This window comes from Sphingobacteriales bacterium (assembly GCA_016700115.1).
Lineage (GTDB): Bacteria > Bacteroidota > Bacteroidia > Chitinophagales > UBA2359 > UBA2359.
The window spans coordinates 1,991,508-2,012,196 of record CP064999.1 but is presented as its reverse complement, the minus strand read 5'-3'; the positions used below and the strand labels follow the sequence as shown (position 1 = coordinate 2,012,196).

The window sequence follows — 20,689 nt, the reverse complement described above, 5'->3', positions numbered from 1 at the left end:
GTCGCTGATTAACTTTTGAAAATAGTTTTAAAAATTTCGCAAAGGTACAAAATGGATTGGGTAAAGCAGACAACTGCCTTCATTATTCCAGTATATGAAGCGACCGTCCGGGTTTCTTGGGATGGAGTTGTTGGTTCAAGCGGCTTATGCTTTAACCGTTTGCCGTTTTTTTCCCTATCTTTCAGGAAATTTTAAATCTCCCCTATATAACCGGAAATTTTTTTGTTACCTGAACTATGCCCGCTATTCTTCAACAATATATCAATCAGATTTTACAGGGCGATTGTATTCAATGGCTAAATCTATTGCCCGAAAATTCAGTTGACCTGATTTTTGCAGACCCCCCGTATAACCTGCAGCTTCAAAACGACCTGTACCGCCCTAATCAAACTAAAGTGGATGGGGTTTTTGACGAATGGGATAAGTTTGAGTCCTTAAAGGCCTATGACATATTTACTGAAAACTGGCTGAGTGCTTGCCGGCGGGTACTAAAACCTGACGGAACAATATGGGTCATTGGCAGTTACCATAATATTTTCAGAGTAGGCACAATTTTGCAGAATTTGGACTTTTGGTTGCTCAACGATGTGGTGTGGATAAAAACCAACCCCATGCCCAATTTTAAGGGTACACGATTTAACAACGCCCATGAAACCCTGATTTGGGCATCCAAAGACAGGCAGTCTAAATTTACGTTTCATTACAAATCGCTCAAAACTTTTAACGATGACCTTCAGATGCGTTCCGACTGGTATATCCCTATCTGTTCGGGTGCTGAACGGGTAAAGGTAAACGGACAAAAGGCACATGCCACCCAAAAACCAGAAGCCTTGCTCTACCGCATTATTTTAGCAACTTCAAACAAGGATAGCCTTATTTTAGACCCTTTCAGCGGAAGCGGTACCACTGCGGCAGTTGCAAAAAAACTGAATCGCAGGTTCATAGGAATTGAGCAGGATGAATTTTATGTGCAGGTTTCCCGCCAACGTTTGTCGGCAGTTATTCCTCTTTCAGATGAAGCGCTTGATTATGAATCCACTTATAAACAACCTCGTGTACCTTTTGGAACCCTGATAGAAACAGGTTTAGTGATTGCAGGTGAAACTTTGTTTTCAGAAAACCGGAAAAATGAAGCGATGACCCTTGCAGATGGCACTTTAGTTTGGGAGGATATTCGGGGATCTATTCATAAGGTCAGTGCTGCAATACTCGAAAAAGTGCCAACAACGGGTGGATGTTCTGGCATGTTGACCGTAACGGGCAATTGGTCAGTATTAACCAACTACGACAAGAATATTTAAAGGCTAACACAGGATTGCAAATCGGCAATTCTGCACTGTTTGACCAATAAAAAACATATCTTTGCCCAATACAACTTCTTCTAAAAAGCAGTTACCTGAATTCAAAAGGCTACCATAAACATTTTTCATTTTAGCATTCCTGATGACAACGAATACCCCTCAATCAGATAAATCCACGCCGACAAGTTCAATATATACCAAATTGCTGTTGTTTTCAGTAATGGTAGGGCTGGCAACAGGAATGCTTCATGTTACCGGAAAACTGGGTGATTATCCCGGTTTTGCATGGTTATGCTATGGGTTCTTTACGCTTTTGTCGTTTTTCATTATTTATCTGATTGCGATGACTAACCAAAGCAGCACACCCGGTCGTGCAGTCAATCTGGTTTTGGGAGCTATGGGGTTAAAATTTTTGTTCAGCATTCTCATGGTATTGGTCTATATCCTTGCAGCAAATCCGCAGACTGTCTATTTCATTATACCCTTTTTTGTTTTATATACCCTATATACGGTTGTTGAAACCCGTTTTTTGATGATGGTAGTCAACACCAAAAATAAAAAAAACTAATCAAAATTCACCTGCATTGACCGGGTTAAACATTTCCTTTGAAACCTTTGTTTCTAAGTCGTAATCTTAACCGTTCTAATACATTTTAGATCATGTCAGAACTTATTGTCAACCGCGTAGCCCAAAGCGGAATTATCACCCTCAACTTAGAAGAATTTTTACCTCAACAACCAATCGTTGTGTTTGACCTCAAAGAGTTTTTATTCCGTGGGTTAATTTTACGTGAAAAAGATTTTCGTCTTTCCATGAAGGAACATAACTGGGAAGTTTATTCCGGCAAACAGGTAGCCATCACTTGCAGTGCCGATGCAATTGTACCTAAATGGGCATATATGGTTGTAGCCAATTACCTTCATCCCATAGCCGACGGCTTTATTTTTGGAACCGAAGAAACCCTGCAAACCCATTTAATGCTTCAATCTTTATCTAAAATCAATCCGGAGGATTATAGCAACAAAAGAGTGGTGATAAAAGGATGTGGTGAAAAAGAAATACCTGTATCGGCTTATGTTGAAATTACCCGTTTGCTAAAACCGGTGGTTAAATCCCTGATGTATGGTGAACCCTGCTCCACCGTTCCTATTTACAAGCAAAAAGAAACAGATAGTCAATAGCAAATGTAAATTGTTGCCGGGCATAGGGCAACTTTTTAGTCATTACATATTCCTCTACAACCAAATTTCATTATGACCATTTTTACCCCCGAATGGATATCCGCTCTTCACCAAAGCCTGAACGACAATAAAGCCTATCAACAGTATGCAGCAACCTGGGAAGGTTCCCTGCTGATGGTGTTTATGCGAGAAGGGCAGATTGACCCGGAAAGCTCGCCTGCCGTATTTTTAGACCTTTTTCATGGTGAATGTCGTGATGCCAAAGTTGCAGGGCCTGAAGATTTTGAACAAGCCGATTTTATTCTTGCAGCCGGAGGTAAAGAATGGAAACAAGTATTAGACAGGGAGATAGCCCCTCTGATGGCCATCATGCGAGGCAAACTAAAACTTAAAAAAGGGAGTATAGTTACTCTTGCCCGTTATGCCGATGCAGCCAAAGAAATTGTCAATTCTGCAGCAGACTTAAATGCCCATATTCCCGACTTTTGGCTGGAATAATACATTTAAGAAATATAAATGGTAAATTAAAGTTCTTTCACTTTTAGTTTTTCACTTTTCACTTTTAGTTTTTCACTTTTCACTTAGTAAATGGTCAGTATTTGATATAATGATCCATTACTTTTCCGCCCGATTCCACGAAGTCCATTAAATTGTATTCCATCGTAATGGTATTTCCTTCTTTGACCGTAACCGGGGTAACTCCTTTAATTTTAGTCTTTTTGATTTTGGATGGAAAGTGGTAAACTACCCGGTATTTTGGTTTATCGGTCATTGAAAAAAGCTCCATGTATTCATCCATCCCATGTTCATCGTGAGCATCAGTTGCCGTAAACTCTGTTTGACGGTAAACTTTTCCTTTTTTAGCCTGATATTTTGTTGCCATTTTGCCCAACCCTGTTTCGCTTTCAGTATTTGATTCCAGCACTTTGTTTAATACATCAATACTCGAAAAATCATAAGAGATGGCATACTTGTATTCGTCCAACCGCTCAGAGCGGACATTAGAAATGCCGTTCATCTTGCTATATTTACTCATGTCGCCTCCCATAATTTGATTAACATCCATATTTTCCTTTACAGAGTCCGGCATAAACATGCTAAACATACTCATCATATTAGTCAAATCAACAGTGATGCGTGTAGTGCCTGAGCCATTCTTGTTAAATGTAATTTCTTCTGTGATGTCAAAACAGCCGCTAAAAATCAACAGGATTCCCAATAAAAAAGTAAGAATCAGATTTTTCATTTTCATACACATTTCTGCCGGTTTCGGCTTGTTAATTAAAAAGAATGAGGCAAGATACGTTTTTTAGACCATCTCATAACAGAACTGTGTAAATTCTTTGACCATCTTCAAGGTTTCAGCACTACGCTCAATCATGCCGGCATGACCAACATCAGACAAGATGTTTAATTTGCTGATTTGGGGCAAATAGCATTCTGACAAGGTGTTTTTCAGAGGTATTTGTTTGTCTATTTCGCCCGCAATAAAACCAACAGGGCAGGTTAATTCTTTCAACAAAGGGGTTCTGTCAGCCCGGCACATCATTGCTTTAAGGGCGCTGGTCAGCCCTGTTTCAGTAAACATAGCTGCATGGTCTGTAATTTTTTGGACAATTTCGGGAGATTGACCGGCAAACTCTTCGGTAAACATTTGACTTTGAACAAAATTTCTGACAAATGATTTTGCACCATTTGCTTTTATAGACTGAATTGCAAACTCCCTTTCTTTGTGTTTTTGTTCACAATCAGCCAGAGCGGTCGAATGAAACAACATTAACCCTTTAACTACTTCGGGATGCTTTTCAGCTAAAGCTAATCCTAAAACCCCACCTATTGAATGTCCTACAATCACTGTTTCAGTAATCCATGTTTTTTGCAGAACCTTACAGATTTCTTTAGCCATTTCTTCAATGGTATCAATGTTTTTATGCGTTGAATTGTTTAACCATTTCAAGTCAAGGGTTAATACAAAATAATTCTGGCTTAAATTTGAAAATAACGACTCCCAAACTCTTGAATCTGTAAACAAGCCATGCAAAAGTAAAAGAGTCGGGCCGTTTCCGGCACAATGAAAACCGTTTGAACTAATCTTTTTCATAAACAGGTATTATTGAGATTCAATTTTTAATTGCGGTTTATTAAAATTTGTATTGAACTGAATAGTATAAGTTAGATATTTACAAATCGCTTTTATTTTATAAAGTCTGTAAACTTCATAGATTGTTAGGGGGAACTATTCGTATTTTCTGAATTTTCTGATATTTTTGCATTTGATAGGTTTTTCAAGCTCAAAAGAATCCCAATACGAAAATCTTTAGAGGAGAAAAAATCTTTTTTAAAAATATTGACCATTCACACTAACATAACTACTACATTTAAGAGTATGGGTATTGGGGAAATTGCAGAAGGACTGCGTAACGGTGATAGTGATACTATTGTTTTTGTGTTTCGCAAGCTTTTGCCTAATATTGTAAGTATGTTATCAAAAAATAACGCTCAATCCTGGGCGGAAGAGTTGACATGGACAGGCATTTCAATTTACTGGGAAAAATGCCAAAATCCGGAATTTGTCATCCAAGGCTCACCCATTGCATATATATTTAGAATATGCCGCAATAAATGGGTTGACCATCTAAAATCAAACAATAAATTATTGGAAACCCTGGTAGTTGATTATCCAGAACTGCCTTTTAATTACCACAATCCCTTTGATGAGTACCCCGAATTGTGGGAATTAGTCGAAACTGAATTAAAACAAATGCGGAAATCTTGTCAGGACATTATTCGTTTAAGACGTGAAACCGATAAATATGACATAATTATCAGTCAATTGAACATCAGTTATGAAAACGCCCGTTATCGTTATTCAGTTTGTCTTGCTGAACTAACTAAACGAATTCAAAAAAACAAAAAAACAACAAATTAAACATGCTTTCTGTTGAAGAACAAATTCTAATAAACGACTATTTCAGCCATCAGTTGAGCGAAAATGTACGCTCATTATTTGTTGAAAAGTTGTTAGAAAATAACGGAAACAATCCTTTTGCCCGAGCTTTAAAACTGCAAAATACAGTAGCGCAAATCATTGAGCAAAATCCGGTGATGAAAGCCCGTATAATTGTGGAAAAACTGGGGTTAAACCAAATTGAGCATGAAAAGACTTCCACCTTCTCTAATGTTCTTAGTTCGGAAGAAGTAACTTATACATTGGAAGAGTTAAGTCAAATGTTTGCTCCAATTGCTGGTTATGAAGAAGTTGTTTTTACCCGATCTTATGCAGGCGGAGCCGTTGAAAACAAACTACAGGAAATTATAGTTTTACCGGAATCAGGAATTGATTGCAATGATAGTTTGTTTTTCGCTTTTGGTGAGCCGGTTAATTCAAGCCTGTTGTTGGGAATTTATGATAATAGCCAACATGGGGTTTTAAAAAAGGAAATTCCCCCTTTAGAACTGATGTTCGATTTAAAATTCACTTTGCCACCCGGGAGATACTATTGGAAACTAACCCCAACAGACCGAAATCTGCGCCGTCAGTTGGGAATAGCTACCGGAATATTGTTTGTCCATAGCCATTTAATGCCTCCTAACTGATTCCGAAACTAAAGATGTTGAATCCTTATGTCTTTTCACTGAACACAAAAATTTAATCTTGTTGTTTTGGGGAAACTGTCAAAAGGGCTGCCACAAGGAAAATCGCCCCTATAATCAGTGCAAAAAGTAATTTTTTCATAGTCGTTGTTTTAAAATTCTGTCTAAAAATGTTAAACAGAGGAGGTTAAAATTTTATGCAACTTCATAACAGAATTTTGTGAAATTGCTAACCATTTTTAGAGTTTCATCGTACTGCTCAAACATGCCTGCATGTCCGGCTCCACGAAGAATATGAATAACGCTGGTATCAGGATATGAACTTTCCTCAATTGTTTTCGACAAAGGCAAAAACTCGTCCTGATCGCCTGCTATAAATCCAATCGGGCAAGTTAAATGTTTTAACAGACAACTTCTATCTGGCCTTATCATCATTGCATTAATCGCATTGATAATGCCTTCAGCAGGAAGTTCCATCGTTCGGCTTTTTAACTCATCTTTTATTTTGGTAAAATTTGGGGTGTTATTTTCTCTGAACAGTTTATTAAAAAATCCGGATAAAAACGGACGGGTTCCATATTGCTTTATGGAACCAATCGCAGTTTCCCGATCCTTACGTTTCTGATCGCAATCTGACAATGAGGTGGAATGAAATAACATAAGACCTTTAATAGCATCGGGGTGCTTTTCTGCTAAGGCTAAAGCCACATAACCTCCCATTGAGTGCCCTACAACTACAAATTGGCTTGCCCCCATTTTTTGCAATACTAAACAGACCGAATCGGACATTTCTTCGATACTGCTACTTTTTAAGTATTCGGAATTCCCAAAACCAGGGAGGTCCGGAATAATTACGCAATAGTTACGACTTAGTTCAGGTATAAAATTGTTCCAAATTGTAGAATCTTCACAAAAACCATGAAGCAATAACAAGTTAGGTCCCTTGCCTGCAAATTGAAAATTGAGGATTGATTGTTGTAGCATTGTGTTTTGATTGTAGGAGGTGATTTTTTAACTTCTGCATAGTATATTTTCTAACTGTTTGGCTAAACTTGTTAAAAAGCGTTTTTTGTTTCGAGATTTATGAAACGCTACAACTTCTATATTCCTTTTTCCAGAAAAAAATCAGCTAAAATTGAGAATTTTTTTTGAAAATTTAGGAAATTTAACAATTACAGGCTGTGATAGGTATTAAACAGCGTTCTTAACATTGAATTAAGAATAAAAAACCTGATTAAATGAAAAAAATTTTTTGTGAGAAAGTGAAAAGACAAGGGTTTACCCAATAGAAAATGCCCGATAATTTAAATCATATCGGGCATTGCAATTTGTCAATAAAGGATTATAACCGTATATCGAAACTTTTCAGGAAGCGATGCGCAAAGTTTTAATTTTTTCCTGCGAAAGACGTTCTTCTACATATTTGGCAGTTACCTCAAAAGCTTTTATATTTGGTTCAGACGGTAGTTCAAACATGGCATCCGTCATAATGGCTTCGCAAATAGAGCGCAACCCTCTTGCACCCAACTTAAATTCTACCGCCTTGTTGACAATCAGGTCAATTGCTTCGTCGGTAAATGTCAGTTTAATGCCTTCCATTTCAAATAGTTTTTGGTATTGTTTGACGAGTGCGTTTTTGGGAGTTACCAAAATTTCATGTAATGCTTTTCTGTCTAAAGGTTCGAGATAAGTAACAATTGGTAACCGCCCGATTAGTTCCGGAATTAACCCAAAGGTTCTGATATCCTGAGGGCTGACATAACGGAGAAGGCTTTCGTCGGTTTCATTGCTGCCAATTAGCTGATCGCTTTTAAAACCAACAATATTTTTTTGTACCCTTCTGGCAATAATTTTATCGAGCCCTCCAAAAGCACCTCCACAGATAAAGAGTATTTTTTCGGTATTGATTTTAATCATTTTTTGTTCCGGATGTTTTCTGCCCCCTTGAGGTGGCACGTACACTTCGGAGCCTTCGAGAAGTTTAAGCAGTGATTGCTGAACACCTTCGCCCGAAACATCTCTGGTAATAGAGGGATTGTCTCCTTTCCGGGCTATTTTGTCAATTTCGTCAATATACACAATTCCTTTTTCGGCTGCTTCAGTGTCATAGTCGCAAACCTGTAACAAACGGCTCAAAATGCTTTCTACATCTTCGCCCACATAACCGGCTTCCGTAAAAACTGTGGCATCTACAATTGCAAAGGGTACGTTTAAGAAACGGGCAATAGTTCGTGCTAACAGGGTTTTACCTGTTCCGGTATGTCCAACCATGATGATATTGGATTTTTCTATCTCCACCTCCGAAGCAGAGGGTTGATTTAGCCGCTTATAATGGTTGTAAACCGCAACCGACAGAATTTTTTTGGCCTCCTCCTGACCAATGACATACTGGTCAAGGAATGCCTTTATTGCCATGGGTTTGAGCAGTTTAGGCAACTCGAATTTAAACTTCTTTTTGGTGTGTTTCAACTCATTTTCTATGATTTCCTGAGCTTGTTCAACACAGGATTCACAAATATTTGCTTCCGGCCCGGTAATCAGCATGATGACCTCCGATCTTTGTCGTCCGCAAAAGGAACAATGCTGTTCGTGTTTTTGACGTGGGGGCATGTTCTTAAAATAAACAGGTTAACAATATCTGAATAAACTCAGAATTTAAACAAATTAAGAATGGTTAATGTTTTCCGCCTTATGTTTCAGTAAGTCCTTAAGCGGGCAACATTAACCATTAATTATAAACTGCAATCGAAAATTTATTGCTCTTTACTTCTTTTTGATCGAATCAATACTTCGTCCACTATACCGTAAGCTTTGGCTTCCTCTGAAGTCATCCAACAATCCCGGTCGGAGTCTTTGGTAATCTGCTCATAGGTTTGTCCGGTGTGGTGGCTTAGGATATTATAAAGGTCTTCCTGCATTTTTTTAACAAGTTTGTACGAAATTTCCATATCGCTTACTTGTCCCTGCATACCACCCATAGGTTGATGTATCATTATACGGGCATGTTTCAAGGCTGTTCTTTTACCTTTAGTTCCTGCAGCAAGTAAAACTGCACCCATCGAAGCGGCCAACCCTGTGCATATTGTTGCTACATCGGGTAAAATATAGTGCATGGTATCATAAATTCCCAAACCGGCCGTAACTGAACCACCGGGACTGTTCATATACATATATATATCTCTCTGCGGGTCAGTTGACTCTAAAAATAACAACTGCGCCTGAACAATATTTGCCGTATAATCAGTTACCTGCACGCCAAAGAAAATGATGCGGTCCATCATAAGACGGGAAAACACGTCCATTAAGGCCACATTCATGTTTCTTTCTTCTATAATGTTTGGAGTAAAGTTTACGGGTAACCCGGCAAGTGAGTTTTCCATGTACTTTTCTACGTGCATGCCGCTTAAACCAATATGTTTAGTGGCATATTTTTTAAATTCGTTGCCAAAGTTCATAGCTTAATTCAATTTAATTGTTAAAAACAAACTTGTTTTGTGTGTAGTTTGATGTAAACACACTTTAACCCTCAAAGGTTGTGTTACCATTTCAGGGAGTATAATTTTAACAGTTAAAATTTATTTAGATTTTAACAGCAACACAATTTTATCAAAAACCATCTACTCAAAACCTGCCTCAATTTGATTGTGGTTTTGCAGATTAGCGTTTGTGAGGCTATTGAGAAGCTATTTTTCTGATGATTCTGAAGAATGGGTAAAAAAACAAAGGAATCCAGTGTTAAAAGGCTACTATCCTTTAAACTAAAACGTCTTTTACTCTATATATTTTCTTCAACAGCGGCAACTTCGGTAGTTGAGTTTGTTTCGTCAGATTCGGGATTAGTCAGAGGGTTTTTTCTGAACTTATACGTTTGCAACATAACGAAATATTCTTCTGTTGATATAGTTTGATTTTTTACAGGCAAAACACTTATCAGATAGTTTAATGCTTTTTCAGTTTTTATCTCTTGAACTAATGATTCTTTGAAATCCGGATTTTCGAGTTCTTTGTAGATTACCTGTTCAAGCAATTCTTCAGGTAAATTAATGTTGTAATCCAGATTATATTTCCGATAGATATATTTACGTGCCTTTGAAGCCAGGTCTTCATTAGAAACTTCCAGTTTTGTAACTTTTTCAATGGCCATCTGCCAAAACTGAAGTTTAAATGCTTCGTATGCTTTTATAAAACTTGCCAAATTATAGGTTTCTTTATCGTTTTGACCAATTAAGAACTTTTGAATATATTCAAAGGGGAGTTCTACATGATATGATTCTAAGGCTTTTTGTATATGATAGCGCAGTACCATATCACTTCCCAAGTTATAATAATCTTGTATATTCTTACGGATCAAATCTCTGAAAGCCTTTTCATCGGCGACCTCTTCATTCGGAAAAACCAGCTTAAACAGTTCTTCACCAATTGGCATAAGTTCAAGTCTCGATACTTCATTGATTGTAACTTTGTAACTGGAAGATAAAGCATCCGTATAATCAGACAATCCCAACAACTGTCTGGCAATTATATTTTTATCATGAGGAAAAGCATCAAATATGTTGATTATTGCACTTTCATTGAGCTGAAGTTTGCTTAGTTTATCATATTCTTCCCCTTTATTAAGTATATCTAAAGTAATTACCGTTTCATTTTTTATGCCATCACTAATTACAATACCCTCTGAATCAACTTCCTCAATGAATACTTTTAAAACATCCGTTTCTCCTATTGGAACAATTTCCTCCAATATAACAGTATTTCCTAATTTTCTTTGATAGGTTTTGATTTCGGAAGTAATAATTTCTTCATCTACTTCCGGAGTATATCTGACAAACTCAGTTTTGATATTGGTCAGTTCGTTGATGTCTAAATCCGGAATTATACCTGTTTCAAATACAAAAGTATAGGTTTTATTGAGGTCTTGTGGATCAATAGTTAATTCAACTTCATCTGCTAAAATAGGGTTCCCAAATAAATTGAATTCTGATACTGAAAATGATTCCTGATAGGCTTTATTTGCAATATCCAATAATTCATTTAACAAAATGCTTTTGCCGTGCATTTTTTGAAAGAGCGGAAGTGGCATCATTCCTTTTCTGAAACCATTCACTGTTGCCTTCTTAGCCATTTCTTTGAGACTTTTTAAGTATGTGGCTTTATAGTCTTCAGAATTGATAGTAATAGTCGTAAGGAGTGTAAGTTTTTCTGATTTTTCGCTTACAATATTCATAATCCGTTTTTGCTTGAAATAGATAAGACAATAAGACTAAGTGCTTTTCTTTGCAGGCTGACAGAAATATCCATTCAGAAAAAAAGCAATCAGGTCAATGAGCGCAGAATGGTGCGGGTGGAGGGACTCGAACCCCCATGCCTCACGGCGCCAGATCCTAAGTCTGGTACGTCTACCAATTTCGCCACACCCGCATCAAAATTTGAAGCGCAAAGGTAGTAGTTATTTTACAATAAAAAATTTTTTGACCAAAATACTTTCCCCTTATGCAAAATAAAAGTACTTCCTGAACGATAACAGCAATGCCTTGACTTACTATTGATTTAGTAAAGGTGATTTTTAGTTCAGGCTTCTATATTCAATGTTACAATATGTTGAAAAATAGAAAAAAATGTAGTTTGATAGCTTAATTTTGAGCATCGAAACCTATTGGGACCTGACCAATCAAATCAAATTGTTTGACTTATATGAATTCTCAGAATAATAAAGATGACTCCAACACCGGGCAAGGCAATATTTGGGGGTGGAAGTTTTCAATTTTTGGCTTTTTTCTGCTTGCAGCATTATTTGTGGTAGCCTTCATAATTGGAGAAGGGCCGGTAACAAACCATGGACAAACATTTTCTGAACCGGAGCAAGACATTGCTCTTGACAGTTCAGTAGTCTCTGATACCATTTTGATGCAGCATAAGGACAGTTTTAGGGTAGCCAAGGATAGTTCCGTTATTGAAAAATAGTTGAATAGTTTAGGAAGGTTAATCAGGATTTAAAAAAGAGACAGGTTAAAGTTATGCAAATCAGGTTTTATAAATATCATGGAACGGGAAATGATTTTGTAATGGTAGATAACCGAAACAATCATTTGATGCGTTATCAGCCGAAGTTATATGCTCACTGGTGCGACCGCAGGTTTGGTATTGGTGCAGACGGGGTCATTTTGCTGCAAAACAAAGAAGGGTTTGATTTTGAAATGGTTTACTACAATGCTGATGGTTTTGAGGGGTCTATGTGTGGGAACGGAGGAAGATGTGCGGTAGCTTTTGCTCACAAAACCGGTTTTTTTACGGGCAATTACACGCGATTTTATGCTGTTGACGGGGAACATGAAGCATATATAGACGAATTGGGAGAAATTTCGTTGTTAATGCAGCCGGTTTCAACGATTCATGAAGAAGGGGGTGATTTTATTTTAAATACAGGCTCTCCGCATTATGTTAAATTTGTAGAAAATGTGGACGGGGTTGATGTTTTGGGACAAGGCCGGGCAGTTAGATATAGCCCTGCTTTTTTAGAAAAAGGAATCAATGTTAATTTTGTCGAGCCTGTAGAAGGAGGGATAAAGGTTGCTACTTATGAGCGGGGAGTAGAGGCTGAAACATTTTCTTGCGGCACCGGAGTAGTTGCTTCGGCAATTGCAGTTGCGGTGAAAAATGGAAAGTTGGGGAATGTTAATATAGTTGTTCACACAAAAGGGGGAGGCTTAAAAGTAAAGCTTGTTAACAACCACCAACTATTTACCGATATTTGGCTACAGGGGCCTGCCGCTTATGTTTTTTCGGGTGAAATATCTCTTTAAATTACCGGATTACTGTTATGATTAAATACTACACAAAAGACAGGCACGAAAGACTCATAGAATTGGACAAGCCTGTCAAAGGTTCGTGGATTAATGTTTACCCTCCTTATACCCATGAAGAGTTGAAACAACTTAGTGAGGAGCTGGATATCTCTACCGATTTTTTTATAGACTCTCTCGATATTGATGAACGTTCCCGTTATGAGCAAGAAGATGGCGTGCGGTTTATTGTAGTTAATATTCCGATAAGAAACAGGCCCGACCACGAATCTGAAAACGACTATGATGCCTTATATATCACCGTGCCTGTCGGGATAGTGGAAGTAGATGATTATATACTGACGATTTCGGCGGTAAAAAACCTGGTGGTTGATCATTTTCTCACCGCCGAGGTTAAAAGTTTCGACACCCGCGACCATAGTTTGTTTGTTCTGCTGTTTTTTGAACGCACCGTTCATTATTTTCTTCATTTTTTGAAGAATATGAACCATCAGCGCAATCTCTATGAAAAAGAACTGTTTACCGCCATCCGAAATCAGGAGTTATCAAAGCTAATGCGTATCCAGAAAAGCTTAGTATATTTTGTTACCACCCTGCGCGATAATGAGTTGATGATGCTTAGAATGCAACGCACCGATTTTCTCAATGTCAAGGAGCGTGAAGAGGAAAAAGACTTTTTTGATGATATTATGGTAGATATGAATCAGGCTCAGGAAATGTCGCAGATTTACACCAATATTCTGAATGCCACCATGGAAGCGTTTGCCTCGATTATTTCCAACAATATGAACACCATCATGCAACGGCTTACCTCTATTACCATTATTTTAATGGTGCCGACCTTAGTAGCAAGTTTTTATGGCATGAACGTTCCGCTCGTAGGGCAAAATCATCCTTTGGCTTTTGGCGGAATTATATTATTTGCCACAGCACTGACCGCAAGTATTGTTTGGTTTTTCAGACGCAACCGCTTATTTTAAGGTGTCTTTTTGTGTGCTTAGGTAGATGTTTGCTTGTTGCAGCGCAGCAGAAAGCGACAAAGTGTCTTGCTTAAGTTTAAGATTACACAGGTTGATTTTTTCAACAATCCTCCGGTTATTTTGGTCGTATAACAAGGCTTCAAACAGTTGGTTGCGTGCTTGAATATAATCTTTAGCTTGCAAGAGGCTGTCAGCATTTGAGAGGCGACTTCTTTTTTCGTCTTCCATCAACTTTCCGACAACAGACAGGCGGTTTTTTAATTCATAATTTTCGGTGTCAATGTTAAAAGCCATATCGTAGCTTGATTTGGCTTCAAACCAATTGCCTGCTTCAAACAAGGAATCTGCATGAGTCATCATCATTTCCTGCTTCATTTTTTTTAGCAAAAACTGGGCAGTTTGAGTAAGTTCCGTATCGGCTGAATGAATGGCCATAGCTGCTTCAAGATCAAAGATTGCTCTTTCGTAATTTCCTTCGGCAGCCAATGCCTGAGCTTCGGAAATAATATTTGACAAAGCTCGCTGGGGTTGTTGCTGAACATGGCGATAAACTAAAAAACTACCGGCGGCAATGATGAGCAAAACAATTATCAAAATGCCAAGTTGCAGAATCAGATTTCTTTTTCCGGCAAAACCACGGGCAGGTTGCTCTGTAACGAGCAAATCTGCATAATCCGAAAAATTGCGATGACCCTGAACGTGATTGGCAGAAGTTGAAGACAAAATGGAATCTTCAATCCGCAGCATGAAACAAGCGTTTCCGTTAAACATCAGGGAGGCTGAACGGGCATTTATTCTGGAAGTTATGTTTTGAAATAGTTGGTCTGCAGTAGGGTTCTGAAAAAAAATTTGTTCCAGATATTGATTCCCGATTTGTTCAACCACCGAGGGCGTACAGAGCATAAAAATATCGTTGGTCCGGAGGTTGGTAATAGTGGAAAGACTTGCCCAGGCCGGTTCTGTGCCGTTAACAGCCCGTGGTATAATGTTGAGTTTGTTGTCCTGCAATAAGTTCGCTAAGTGGTCTTCGGTTTGATATAAAATTTTACCATTACGGATATGATACGCCCGGCAATTTCCAACCCAGGATAGGGCGATGCTTCCGTCTGTATTGATAAAAGCCAGTGCCATAACCCCATAAACATTTTTCAGCCTTGGATATTGGAGTAAGTAGTTTTGAATTTCCCGTTCCGCCTTGCGCAAAGTGTCGTTGACAAAAACCTGTCCCAGCCTTTGGGTTTTCAGGGCAGTCGCTGATGAAATGTTTTGTTGAAAAACCCGGCATAAAATCTGAGAAAAATGTCGCGCATGTTCCGGCTCGCCTGTTCCGGCACTTAAAATAAATAGTCTGCTGTTGAGGTTCATTTCGTTAGGTTCGGGAAACAAACTGCTTAGCGCAGCCGAATGTCCGGAGTTTCCGTCAAAAGCCATGGCGAAATTAAGCGTGGTATTCATTGGGGCAGTTTGGTAGAAATATCATGCAAAAGTAAAGAAAAAAAAAGGGGTGGAGGTGTTATTCCTTAAAACCATCGCCATTTAGAATAAATATCTGCTACAATTTACTTTTAAATAAGAATTTTAGTGTTTGGGGTATTTTAATGAATTAGCTTGATTTGTCACAGAGCAGTTAATTAAGGAGAATTAAAATATATAGGGGAAGCAACTTTTTCAACAAATTCTGCGTTTGCTTTTAAGATTACCAAATAATAATTTCTTTCACCTTTAAATTCATCAAAACATGCCATACCATGATATTGATGCCCTGTTTTCGCCTGCCGAGATAACCGCTGCTAACGGACACTTTGCCGGACTTAACACTATATTGTTAGGTAAAGTGGTCAATCTTACCCCTGATGAGCGTGGGCGTTTTTACAAAATGCACAACAAGCGGTATATGTTGGCTGTGCGTTGTTTAGACCACGCCACCAACCGTCCTGACCTTATTCCTCCTTACGCAAATCTTGCTGCTGCGCAAAAAGATTTTGATTTTTACCGACAACTACTCACCTTCATCAACTTAGCAACCGAGCTTTTGGAGATGATGAGCGACACACAAATGGCCGCCGGCTCGGAAGTGATGGTATTTTGCCGCCAATTTTATTTGAGTGTAAAAATGGCCGCACAAGCAAATGTTCCCGGAACAACCGGTATTTACGAAGATTTAAACGCATTTTTTGACCTTCCCGACAGACCGGAAGACGACACCGAAGAACCAGAACCCCCGACTGAATAATTCTCTTGTTTGTTTGGTAATCAACAGAACACCCCGCTAAAGTAGTTGCTTTGGCGGGGTGTTTTTGTTTTTGGGGCAAATTTACTATATTGAAAATTAAATTTGTTTAGGGTTCAAAATCTATGGTTGACAATAAAGTACTTGGATTACCTGATAATCTCAGCGAATCGCGATTTTTTCGCAAATTGTATAATAAAATAAAATCTCCTGTATCATCAAAAATATCAATATAATAAGTGTATTTGTCTTGCATTAACTTAATTGCGGTACCTATATTTTCACCATCAATCATAGACTGTAAAGCGAAGCATATACATTCTATAAAAACACATTCATAACCAACAACGTGATGAACCTCCTTGTCATACCCTAAAAAAGCGTGACAACCTTCATTGATTAACGCCTCTCCCAGTTCAATTGAAGCATGGCAAGCAAAGGTATAAACTATAGATTTTCCAAAGAAATAGGCGTTTTCGGTACAAATGAATCTTTCACTGTTATTAATTAGTGCATCGGGCAAACCATGTGAAAAGGCTATAAACAAAAAAGGAGATCCATTAAAATCGCTAATTTTATTTTCTATATTTGACCTATCCAATAAGTTGGCATCAAATTCATAAAGACAAGCAATTTCTTGTAATATTATTTTGCTCTGCAAAGCACATAATGCATAAAAAGTGCCGAGATCATCATCAGCGTTGTCATAAGCTAATAGCGTGTTTATCATGGCAGATTTCGTTTTCCTCGTAAGATTAAATCAATTGTGAGGCTCACAACATCTTTCATAAATGTTCGTCCGAATGGTGTTTTTAGTCTTACTTCATCCAAAATTTCGTTAATTGAGTAAGAACGGCCGCCTGCTTGAATTAACAAAGGTTCATCCAGATTTCTATTTTCTTGAATTTGCAACCATTCCTCCAAAGCATCTTCTATCAAACCATCAGCTTGGGTTACTAACAGCATTTCAGCTTCTTTTACTTTTGCCATAATAGTGTCTAAATCGGTGTCCTTTTTAATGAATGCAAAAACGTGATTATCAATAAAATCGCTTAAAGGCTCGTTATTTTCATTTACACCCGTAAAAAGAATAATGGGTATAAGTTTGGAATTTTCTCGAACTCTTGAACAGATAACATGCCCATTAATTTGAGGCATATTTATATCAAGAATAACAATCATTGGTTTATCAATGTTTTCTAAGATATAACTTAGCCCTTCATCTGGATTTTTAAAGAAGACAACTTCCTCGTACAATTCCTTCAAAGAGTCAAATAGAACCTCTTCCTTGTTCCTTTCGTCTTCGTCAATCCATATTATTTGTACATGGGACTTATTCATAGTAGAGTTTTTACTTTTTATTTAAAGGGAGTGAAATCTTGAATGTCGCACCTGTTGGTTTAAATTCATTTTCTACAACTTGTATTGTTCCTCTTAATGCCTCTATTCGGGTTTTTACAATATATAAACCAATCCCAGAACCTCCTTGATGTGCAGTTTGAGTGTAATAAATTTCAAAAATATTTTCCTCATCCCCTTGTTTAATTCCATAGCCATTATCAGAAAAATAGAGTACAAACTGATTGTTTTCGATTAATCCTGTGCAACGAATTACTTTATGACTTTGATTTTCTAATGCCTTGATTGAGTTAGAAATAAGTTGTTCAAAAATATCTTCAAAAAATTTGGGATTGCTATTTAAGAGTAAATCTTCTTCCATCTCAACATTTGCCTGAATATTTTCCAATTCAAATAAGGGATGGTAAGTAAAGTGAAATAAGTTTTGCAATAGATTTTTTACACTAAAAGTTTCTATGGGTAAGTCGCTTTTGGCATAACTTAACATAAAATCTAAAATACGAGATAGCGTATTAGTTTCATTAAAAATGTTTTCTGCATATTTTTTAAAGCGTTCTTCATAAAGGGGATTTGGGAAGTTTCTACTAAGAAATTCTGCAGGACGTTTAATTCTTCCGATTCCGATACGTAAAGCATGGGCTAAATGCATGGCATATTGTTGTAAGGACATCATGCTTAAATAGATATTCTCTTTCCGCACGAATTCTTTTTGTTGCTCTTCCTTATCCTTTATTCCCTTTTTAATAGCAATTTCGGCTTGTTTAGCTTGTTTTTCTAAGGGTTCTAAATAATTGCCAATCAGCGGATTGTCTTTTTTAATTTCTCGAATAGTTTTAGTAAACTCTTTTAAATCTTCATTTGCTTTGTTTAACTCTTGACTGACTTTTTCGCGTTTTTCTAACTTTCTGTCCTTAAGTGCTTTTTCCAACTCTATGATTTGTGCGATAATAAAAGTCTTCAAATTCCTATATGCCTCATTGTCAAGAAAATCTTGGCGATTGGTGGACTCTATGATATGTGGATTTTCATCTTTGCTGATATCAACAAAACCCATTAAGTCGCGAGAACTGACACGTTCAAAAAACCCAGACCATCTGCGTTTGTCAATACCTAAAATATCTCGCTGTTTATCGCGATTGTCTTCATATTCTACAAAAGGAGTGGCTAATAATCCATCGCGGTATATGCGAATTCCATCAATTTTGTTATCCATATCGGCATTAGCTTTTTTAAAACGCCCCTTTCCATTTTCGTCAAAATAAAATAATTTAAAATTAACTCCACCTAATACTGAATCGATTTTTTGTGTCTCAACAACTAATTTGCCTTTTTTATTTTTAATGACCTGTTGTGAGTTTTCCATTTTATCATACTCTAAAGAAATGGATTCTGTTGCAAAATCTACTGTATCGTTTTTGATTGGGGTTTTGTCAAACAGGAGTTTGCCGTCTGCATTTTTGTATTCGTTGGAAGATACAAAAATTCTAAAGGGTGGTTTTATCTCTGTGAAAGGCGAAATAAGTTTGCTAAATCTTTGGCAGGAGATAGTAATATCTTTATCTGTCCAAATTTCACGTACACCTTCAATAGTTAGAGTTGTACCCTTTTTACCAATTTGCGAATCAGTTTGTTCATATAAATTCTCTATATCTGTGAATAATGTTGGAGCGTTTTTTTGGCTTAGATCTTCATAATCACTCCATTGAATCACTACTTTCAATTCTTTAGTATCATTGGCGGTTTTTGTTTGCATCAGCAATCGGCTACCTAATTTATCTACTGCAAACCGTCCAATACCTTTTTCACCAATCACTCTCCTCTGACGAGTATCGTCTGCATAAAGCTGTGTCCGTTTGCTATTAGTGCCAATAACCATCCATTTATTTTGAACATCTTCGAGGGTCATGCCTACACCATCATCTCGAATAATAATTTTGCTGTTTTCAGATAATGAACCAACATTGTAGAATTCTATGTGTACTTCTTGCGCATTGGCATCATAGCAGTTCTTCACCAATTCAAATAGCGCAGTTATGCGATCGCTTATTAACTGTTGTCCCAATAACCGAAAGGTACTGACATCGAAACGCCATTTTAGTATTTTTGAATTACTGTCCATTTTTTTCACTACATTTAATAATGTGTTCAAATAAGGCCTTTGCTAACAAAGGTGGCACTGCATTACCGATTTGTTGTTGTATGTGCATTAGCGGGCCTTCAAACTTAAATGTATCAGGGAAGCTTTGCAAACGTGCGGCTTCTCTAACCGATAAACCTCTGTTCTCAAAAGGGTGAATGAGCATATTTTTACGATAATTAGAAATAACTACTGATGGTTCATCGGCTTTTAGGCGTTTGTAAATACCGCTATGGCAATGATAACCGTTTTTATAGTTTTGCATTAAATCATCCGGAATAGCACGCCAATTTTGCCCTTGTTTGATATGGCGATATCGTTCGATTACATAATCTTGATTTCTCGAAACATAATTTTGAGTTGAATATTCAGATTCTCCTCTCATCAAGCAAGAATACTCATTAAGGTTTATGTCCCTGTAAGGTAATTCTTCAAATATATCACCATTTTTTAAATAAGGTAAATCTCCAATAGCATCTAAAACTGTAACTTTATCCGCTTTGGATGTAGCTTCAGGAAATTTAAACTCAATTTGTAATCTATTGCCCACCATAAAGAACCGATTGCGTTTTTGAGGCACTCCATAATCATCTGCACAAAGTATTTCGGAGGATACTTTATAACCCAAATTTTCAAACTCTCTCTTAATTGTTTCATTCAACATTCCTTTTCCAAAACTTCTAAACCCTTCTACATTTTCAAATACAAACCATTGAGGCAGTAAAGCGGCAATCCATTTGATAAATGGAATATACAAATAGTTTTGAAAGTTTTTTTCGTTTCTTGATTTGGTATTTGATATTGAAAATCCTTGACAGGGTGGTCCACCGAAGATAACAAACAGGTTTTGATATGCTTCGTCTTTCGGAACTTCAATTTTAGAAATATCAGTTAATAAAACAGTTGTTTGAGGGTGGTTTTTTAAATAGGTTTGTAGTGCTGATTTATCATTATCTATCGCTAATACCGTAGTGATACCTGCTTCGGTCGCTCCCAAACTCATACCACCTGCACCACTAAATAAATCTATTGACTTTTTTATAGCTGCCATTTTTCAAAAATCTAAGTATGTGACTTATTTGTTTAGCGTAATTAGATATTCTCTT

The 20,689-nt window shown here is 37.3% G+C and carries 20 protein-coding genes, 1 tRNA gene and 1 pseudogene; 10 read left to right on the top strand and 12 right to left on the bottom strand.

Annotation, left to right across the window (positions count from 1 at the left end; translation table 11 throughout):
* The first annotated feature begins 236 nt into the window (after window positions 1-236).
* The 4 genes and pseudogenes from IPM47_07165 (at window position 237) to IPM47_07150 (ending at window position 2,981) form a co-directional block, all read left to right on the top strand.
* Window positions 237-1,351 (top strand): annotated as a pseudogene (locus IPM47_07165) (site-specific DNA-methyltransferase).
* 92 nt (window positions 1,352-1,443) lie between these two features.
* Complete coding sequence (locus IPM47_07160) at window positions 1,444-1,869, top strand: hypothetical protein (protein ID QQS30701.1); 426 nt, start codon at window positions 1,444-1,446, stop codon at window positions 1,867-1,869.
* A 92-nt stretch (window positions 1,870-1,961) separates the two neighbouring features.
* Entirely contained in the window at window positions 1,962-2,483 is a 522-nt protein-coding gene (locus IPM47_07155) for a DUF2480 family protein (GenBank protein QQS30700.1), read from the top strand.
* Window positions 2,484-2,555: 72 nt separating this feature from the next.
* Complete coding sequence (locus IPM47_07150) at window positions 2,556-2,981, top strand: SCP2 sterol-binding domain-containing protein (protein ID QQS30699.1); 426 nt, start codon at window positions 2,556-2,558, stop codon at window positions 2,979-2,981.
* A 94-nt stretch (window positions 2,982-3,075) separates the two neighbouring features.
* Here the strand turns inward: IPM47_07150 and IPM47_07145 are convergent, their stop codons facing one another.
* Together IPM47_07145 and IPM47_07140 are read right to left on the bottom strand one after the other, a co-directional pair.
* Complete coding sequence (locus IPM47_07145; GenBank protein QQS30698.1) at window positions 3,076-3,735, bottom strand: hypothetical protein; 660 nt, start codon at window positions 3,733-3,735, stop codon at window positions 3,076-3,078.
* Between the two features lie 57 nt (window positions 3,736-3,792).
* A complete protein-coding gene (locus tag IPM47_07140; GenBank protein QQS30697.1) occupies window positions 3,793-4,584 on the bottom strand; it encodes an alpha/beta hydrolase in 792 nt (263 codons plus the stop codon).
* 246 nt (window positions 4,585-4,830) lie between these two features.
* Between IPM47_07140 and IPM47_07135 the strand changes: the two genes are divergently transcribed.
* Both IPM47_07135 and IPM47_07130 read left to right on the top strand, forming a co-directional pair.
* On the top strand, window positions 4,831-5,412 hold the full coding sequence (locus IPM47_07135) for a sigma-70 family RNA polymerase sigma factor (GenBank protein ID QQS30696.1): 582 nt from the start codon (window positions 4,831-4,833) through the stop codon (window positions 5,410-5,412).
* Between the two features lie 2 nt (window positions 5,413-5,414).
* On the top strand, window positions 5,415-6,080 hold the full coding sequence (locus tag IPM47_07130; GenBank protein ID QQS30695.1) for a hypothetical protein: 666 nt from the start codon (window positions 5,415-5,417) through the stop codon (window positions 6,078-6,080).
* 192 nt (window positions 6,081-6,272) lie between these two features.
* Here the strand turns inward: IPM47_07130 and IPM47_07125 are convergent, their stop codons facing one another.
* The 5 genes from IPM47_07125 to IPM47_07105 form a co-directional block, all read right to left on the bottom strand.
* Window positions 6,273-7,061, bottom strand: coding sequence for an alpha/beta hydrolase (locus IPM47_07125; protein ID QQS30694.1), 789 nt, complete (start codon window positions 7,059-7,061; stop codon window positions 6,273-6,275).
* A 381-nt stretch (window positions 7,062-7,442) separates the two neighbouring features.
* On the bottom strand, window positions 7,443-8,687 hold the full coding sequence (clpX, locus tag IPM47_07120) for an ATP-dependent Clp protease ATP-binding subunit ClpX (protein ID QQS30693.1): 1,245 nt from the start codon (window positions 8,685-8,687) through the stop codon (window positions 7,443-7,445).
* Between the two features lie 143 nt (window positions 8,688-8,830).
* Entirely contained in the window at window positions 8,831-9,532 is a 702-nt protein-coding gene (locus IPM47_07115; protein QQS30692.1) for an ATP-dependent Clp protease proteolytic subunit, read from the bottom strand.
* 320 nt (window positions 9,533-9,852) lie between these two features.
* Window positions 9,853-11,301, bottom strand: a complete 1,449-nt coding sequence (locus IPM47_07110; protein ID QQS30691.1) for a hypothetical protein — start codon at window positions 11,299-11,301, stop codon at window positions 9,853-9,855.
* Window positions 11,302-11,410: 109 nt separating this feature from the next.
* A tRNA-Leu gene (locus IPM47_07105) sits at window positions 11,411-11,495 on the bottom strand.
* A gap of 273 nt (window positions 11,496-11,768) precedes the next feature.
* On the opposite strand from IPM47_07105, the gene IPM47_07100 reads away from it, so the two are divergent.
* Genes IPM47_07100 through IPM47_07090 form a run of 3 tightly spaced genes read left to right on the top strand, consistent with a single transcriptional unit; the run spans window position 11,769 to window position 13,857 of the window.
* On the top strand, window positions 11,769-12,038 hold the full coding sequence (locus IPM47_07100) for a hypothetical protein (protein ID QQS30690.1): 270 nt from the start codon (window positions 11,769-11,771) through the stop codon (window positions 12,036-12,038).
* A 53-nt stretch (window positions 12,039-12,091) separates the two neighbouring features.
* Window positions 12,092-12,877: a diaminopimelate epimerase gene (locus IPM47_07095; protein ID QQS30689.1), complete on the top strand. Its 786-nt coding sequence runs from the start codon at window positions 12,092-12,094 to the stop codon at window positions 12,875-12,877.
* 17 nt (window positions 12,878-12,894) lie between these two features.
* Entirely contained in the window at window positions 12,895-13,857 is a 963-nt protein-coding gene (locus IPM47_07090) for a magnesium transporter CorA family protein (GenBank protein ID QQS30688.1), read from the top strand.
* On the opposite strand, the gene IPM47_07085 is transcribed toward IPM47_07090, so the two are convergent.
* Window positions 13,849-15,312 (bottom strand): hypothetical protein, encoded by a 1,464-nt coding sequence (locus IPM47_07085; protein QQS30687.1) that lies wholly within the window; start codon window positions 15,310-15,312, stop codon window positions 13,849-13,851. The genes IPM47_07090 and IPM47_07085 overlap by 9 nt on opposite strands.
* 283 nt (window positions 15,313-15,595) lie before the next feature.
* On the opposite strand from IPM47_07085, the gene IPM47_07080 reads away from it, so the two are divergent.
* A complete protein-coding gene (locus IPM47_07080; protein QQS30686.1) occupies window positions 15,596-16,090 on the top strand; it encodes a hypothetical protein in 495 nt (164 codons plus the stop codon).
* Between the two features lie 106 nt (window positions 16,091-16,196).
* Here IPM47_07080 and IPM47_07075 read toward each other — a convergent pair whose 3' ends face one another.
* The 4 genes from IPM47_07075 to IPM47_07060 are packed head-to-tail and all read right to left on the bottom strand — an operon-like array spanning window position 16,197 to window position 20,634.
* Window positions 16,197-16,817 carry a hypothetical protein gene (locus IPM47_07075; protein QQS30685.1) on the bottom strand — a complete coding sequence of 207 codons (621 nt, stop codon included), beginning with the start codon at window positions 16,815-16,817 and terminating at the stop codon, window positions 16,197-16,199.
* On the bottom strand, window positions 16,814-17,428 hold the full coding sequence (locus tag IPM47_07070; protein ID QQS30684.1) for a response regulator: 615 nt from the start codon (window positions 17,426-17,428) through the stop codon (window positions 16,814-16,816). The genes IPM47_07075 and IPM47_07070 overlap by 4 nt, the downstream gene beginning before the upstream one ends.
* A 10-nt stretch (window positions 17,429-17,438) precedes the next feature.
* Window positions 17,439-19,565, bottom strand: coding sequence for a sensor histidine kinase (locus IPM47_07065; protein QQS30683.1), 2,127 nt, complete (start codon window positions 19,563-19,565; stop codon window positions 17,439-17,441).
* Window positions 19,555-20,634, bottom strand: a complete 1,080-nt coding sequence (locus IPM47_07060; protein QQS30682.1) for a DNA cytosine methyltransferase — start codon at window positions 20,632-20,634, stop codon at window positions 19,555-19,557. The genes IPM47_07065 and IPM47_07060 overlap by 11 nt, the downstream gene beginning before the upstream one ends.
* Between the last annotated feature and the right edge of the window lie 55 nt (window positions 20,635-20,689).

What these genes read in the sequence shown, in the direction of transcription:
- IPM47_07160 (QQS30701.1), top strand. Translation starts at nt 1,444, where the DNA reads ATGACAACGAATACCCCTCAATCAGATAAATCCACGCCGACAAGTTCA.
- IPM47_07155 (QQS30700.1), top strand. Translation starts at nt 1,962, where the DNA reads ATGTCAGAACTTATTGTCAACCGCGTAGCCCAAAGCGGAATTATCACC.
- IPM47_07150 (QQS30699.1), top strand. Translation starts at nt 2,556, where the DNA reads ATGACCATTTTTACCCCCGAATGGATATCCGCTCTTCACCAAAGCCTG.
- IPM47_07145 (QQS30698.1), bottom strand. Translation starts at nt 3,735, where the DNA reads ATGAAAATGAAAAATCTGATTCTTACTTTTTTATTGGGAATCCTGTTG.
- IPM47_07140 (QQS30697.1), bottom strand. Translation starts at nt 4,584, where the DNA reads ATGAAAAAGATTAGTTCAAACGGTTTTCATTGTGCCGGAAACGGCCCG.
- IPM47_07130 (QQS30695.1), top strand. Translation starts at nt 5,415, where the DNA reads ATGCTTTCTGTTGAAGAACAAATTCTAATAAACGACTATTTCAGCCAT.
- IPM47_07125 (QQS30694.1), bottom strand. Translation starts at nt 7,061, where the DNA reads ATGCTACAACAATCAATCCTCAATTTTCAATTTGCAGGCAAGGGACCT.
- clpX (QQS30693.1), bottom strand. Translation starts at nt 8,687, where the DNA reads ATGCCCCCACGTCAAAAACACGAACAGCATTGTTCCTTTTGCGGACGA.
- IPM47_07115 (QQS30692.1), bottom strand. Translation starts at nt 9,532, where the DNA reads ATGAACTTTGGCAACGAATTTAAAAAATATGCCACTAAACATATTGGT.
- IPM47_07110 (QQS30691.1), bottom strand. Translation starts at nt 11,301, where the DNA reads ATGAATATTGTAAGCGAAAAATCAGAAAAACTTACACTCCTTACGACT.
- IPM47_07100 (QQS30690.1), top strand. Translation starts at nt 11,769, where the DNA reads ATGAATTCTCAGAATAATAAAGATGACTCCAACACCGGGCAAGGCAAT.
- IPM47_07095 (QQS30689.1), top strand. Translation starts at nt 12,092, where the DNA reads ATGCAAATCAGGTTTTATAAATATCATGGAACGGGAAATGATTTTGTA.
- IPM47_07090 (QQS30688.1), top strand. Translation starts at nt 12,895, where the DNA reads ATGATTAAATACTACACAAAAGACAGGCACGAAAGACTCATAGAATTG.
- IPM47_07085 (QQS30687.1), bottom strand. Translation starts at nt 15,312, where the DNA reads ATGAATACCACGCTTAATTTCGCCATGGCTTTTGACGGAAACTCCGGA.
- IPM47_07080 (QQS30686.1), top strand. Translation starts at nt 15,596, where the DNA reads ATGCCATACCATGATATTGATGCCCTGTTTTCGCCTGCCGAGATAACC.
- IPM47_07075 (QQS30685.1), bottom strand. Translation starts at nt 16,817, where the DNA reads ATGATAAACACGCTATTAGCTTATGACAACGCTGATGATGATCTCGGC.
- IPM47_07070 (QQS30684.1), bottom strand. Translation starts at nt 17,428, where the DNA reads ATGAATAAGTCCCATGTACAAATAATATGGATTGACGAAGACGAAAGG.
- IPM47_07065 (QQS30683.1), bottom strand. Translation starts at nt 19,565, where the DNA reads ATGGACAGTAATTCAAAAATACTAAAATGGCGTTTCGATGTCAGTACC.
- IPM47_07060 (QQS30682.1), bottom strand. Translation starts at nt 20,634, where the DNA reads ATGGCAGCTATAAAAAAGTCAATAGATTTATTTAGTGGTGCAGGTGGT.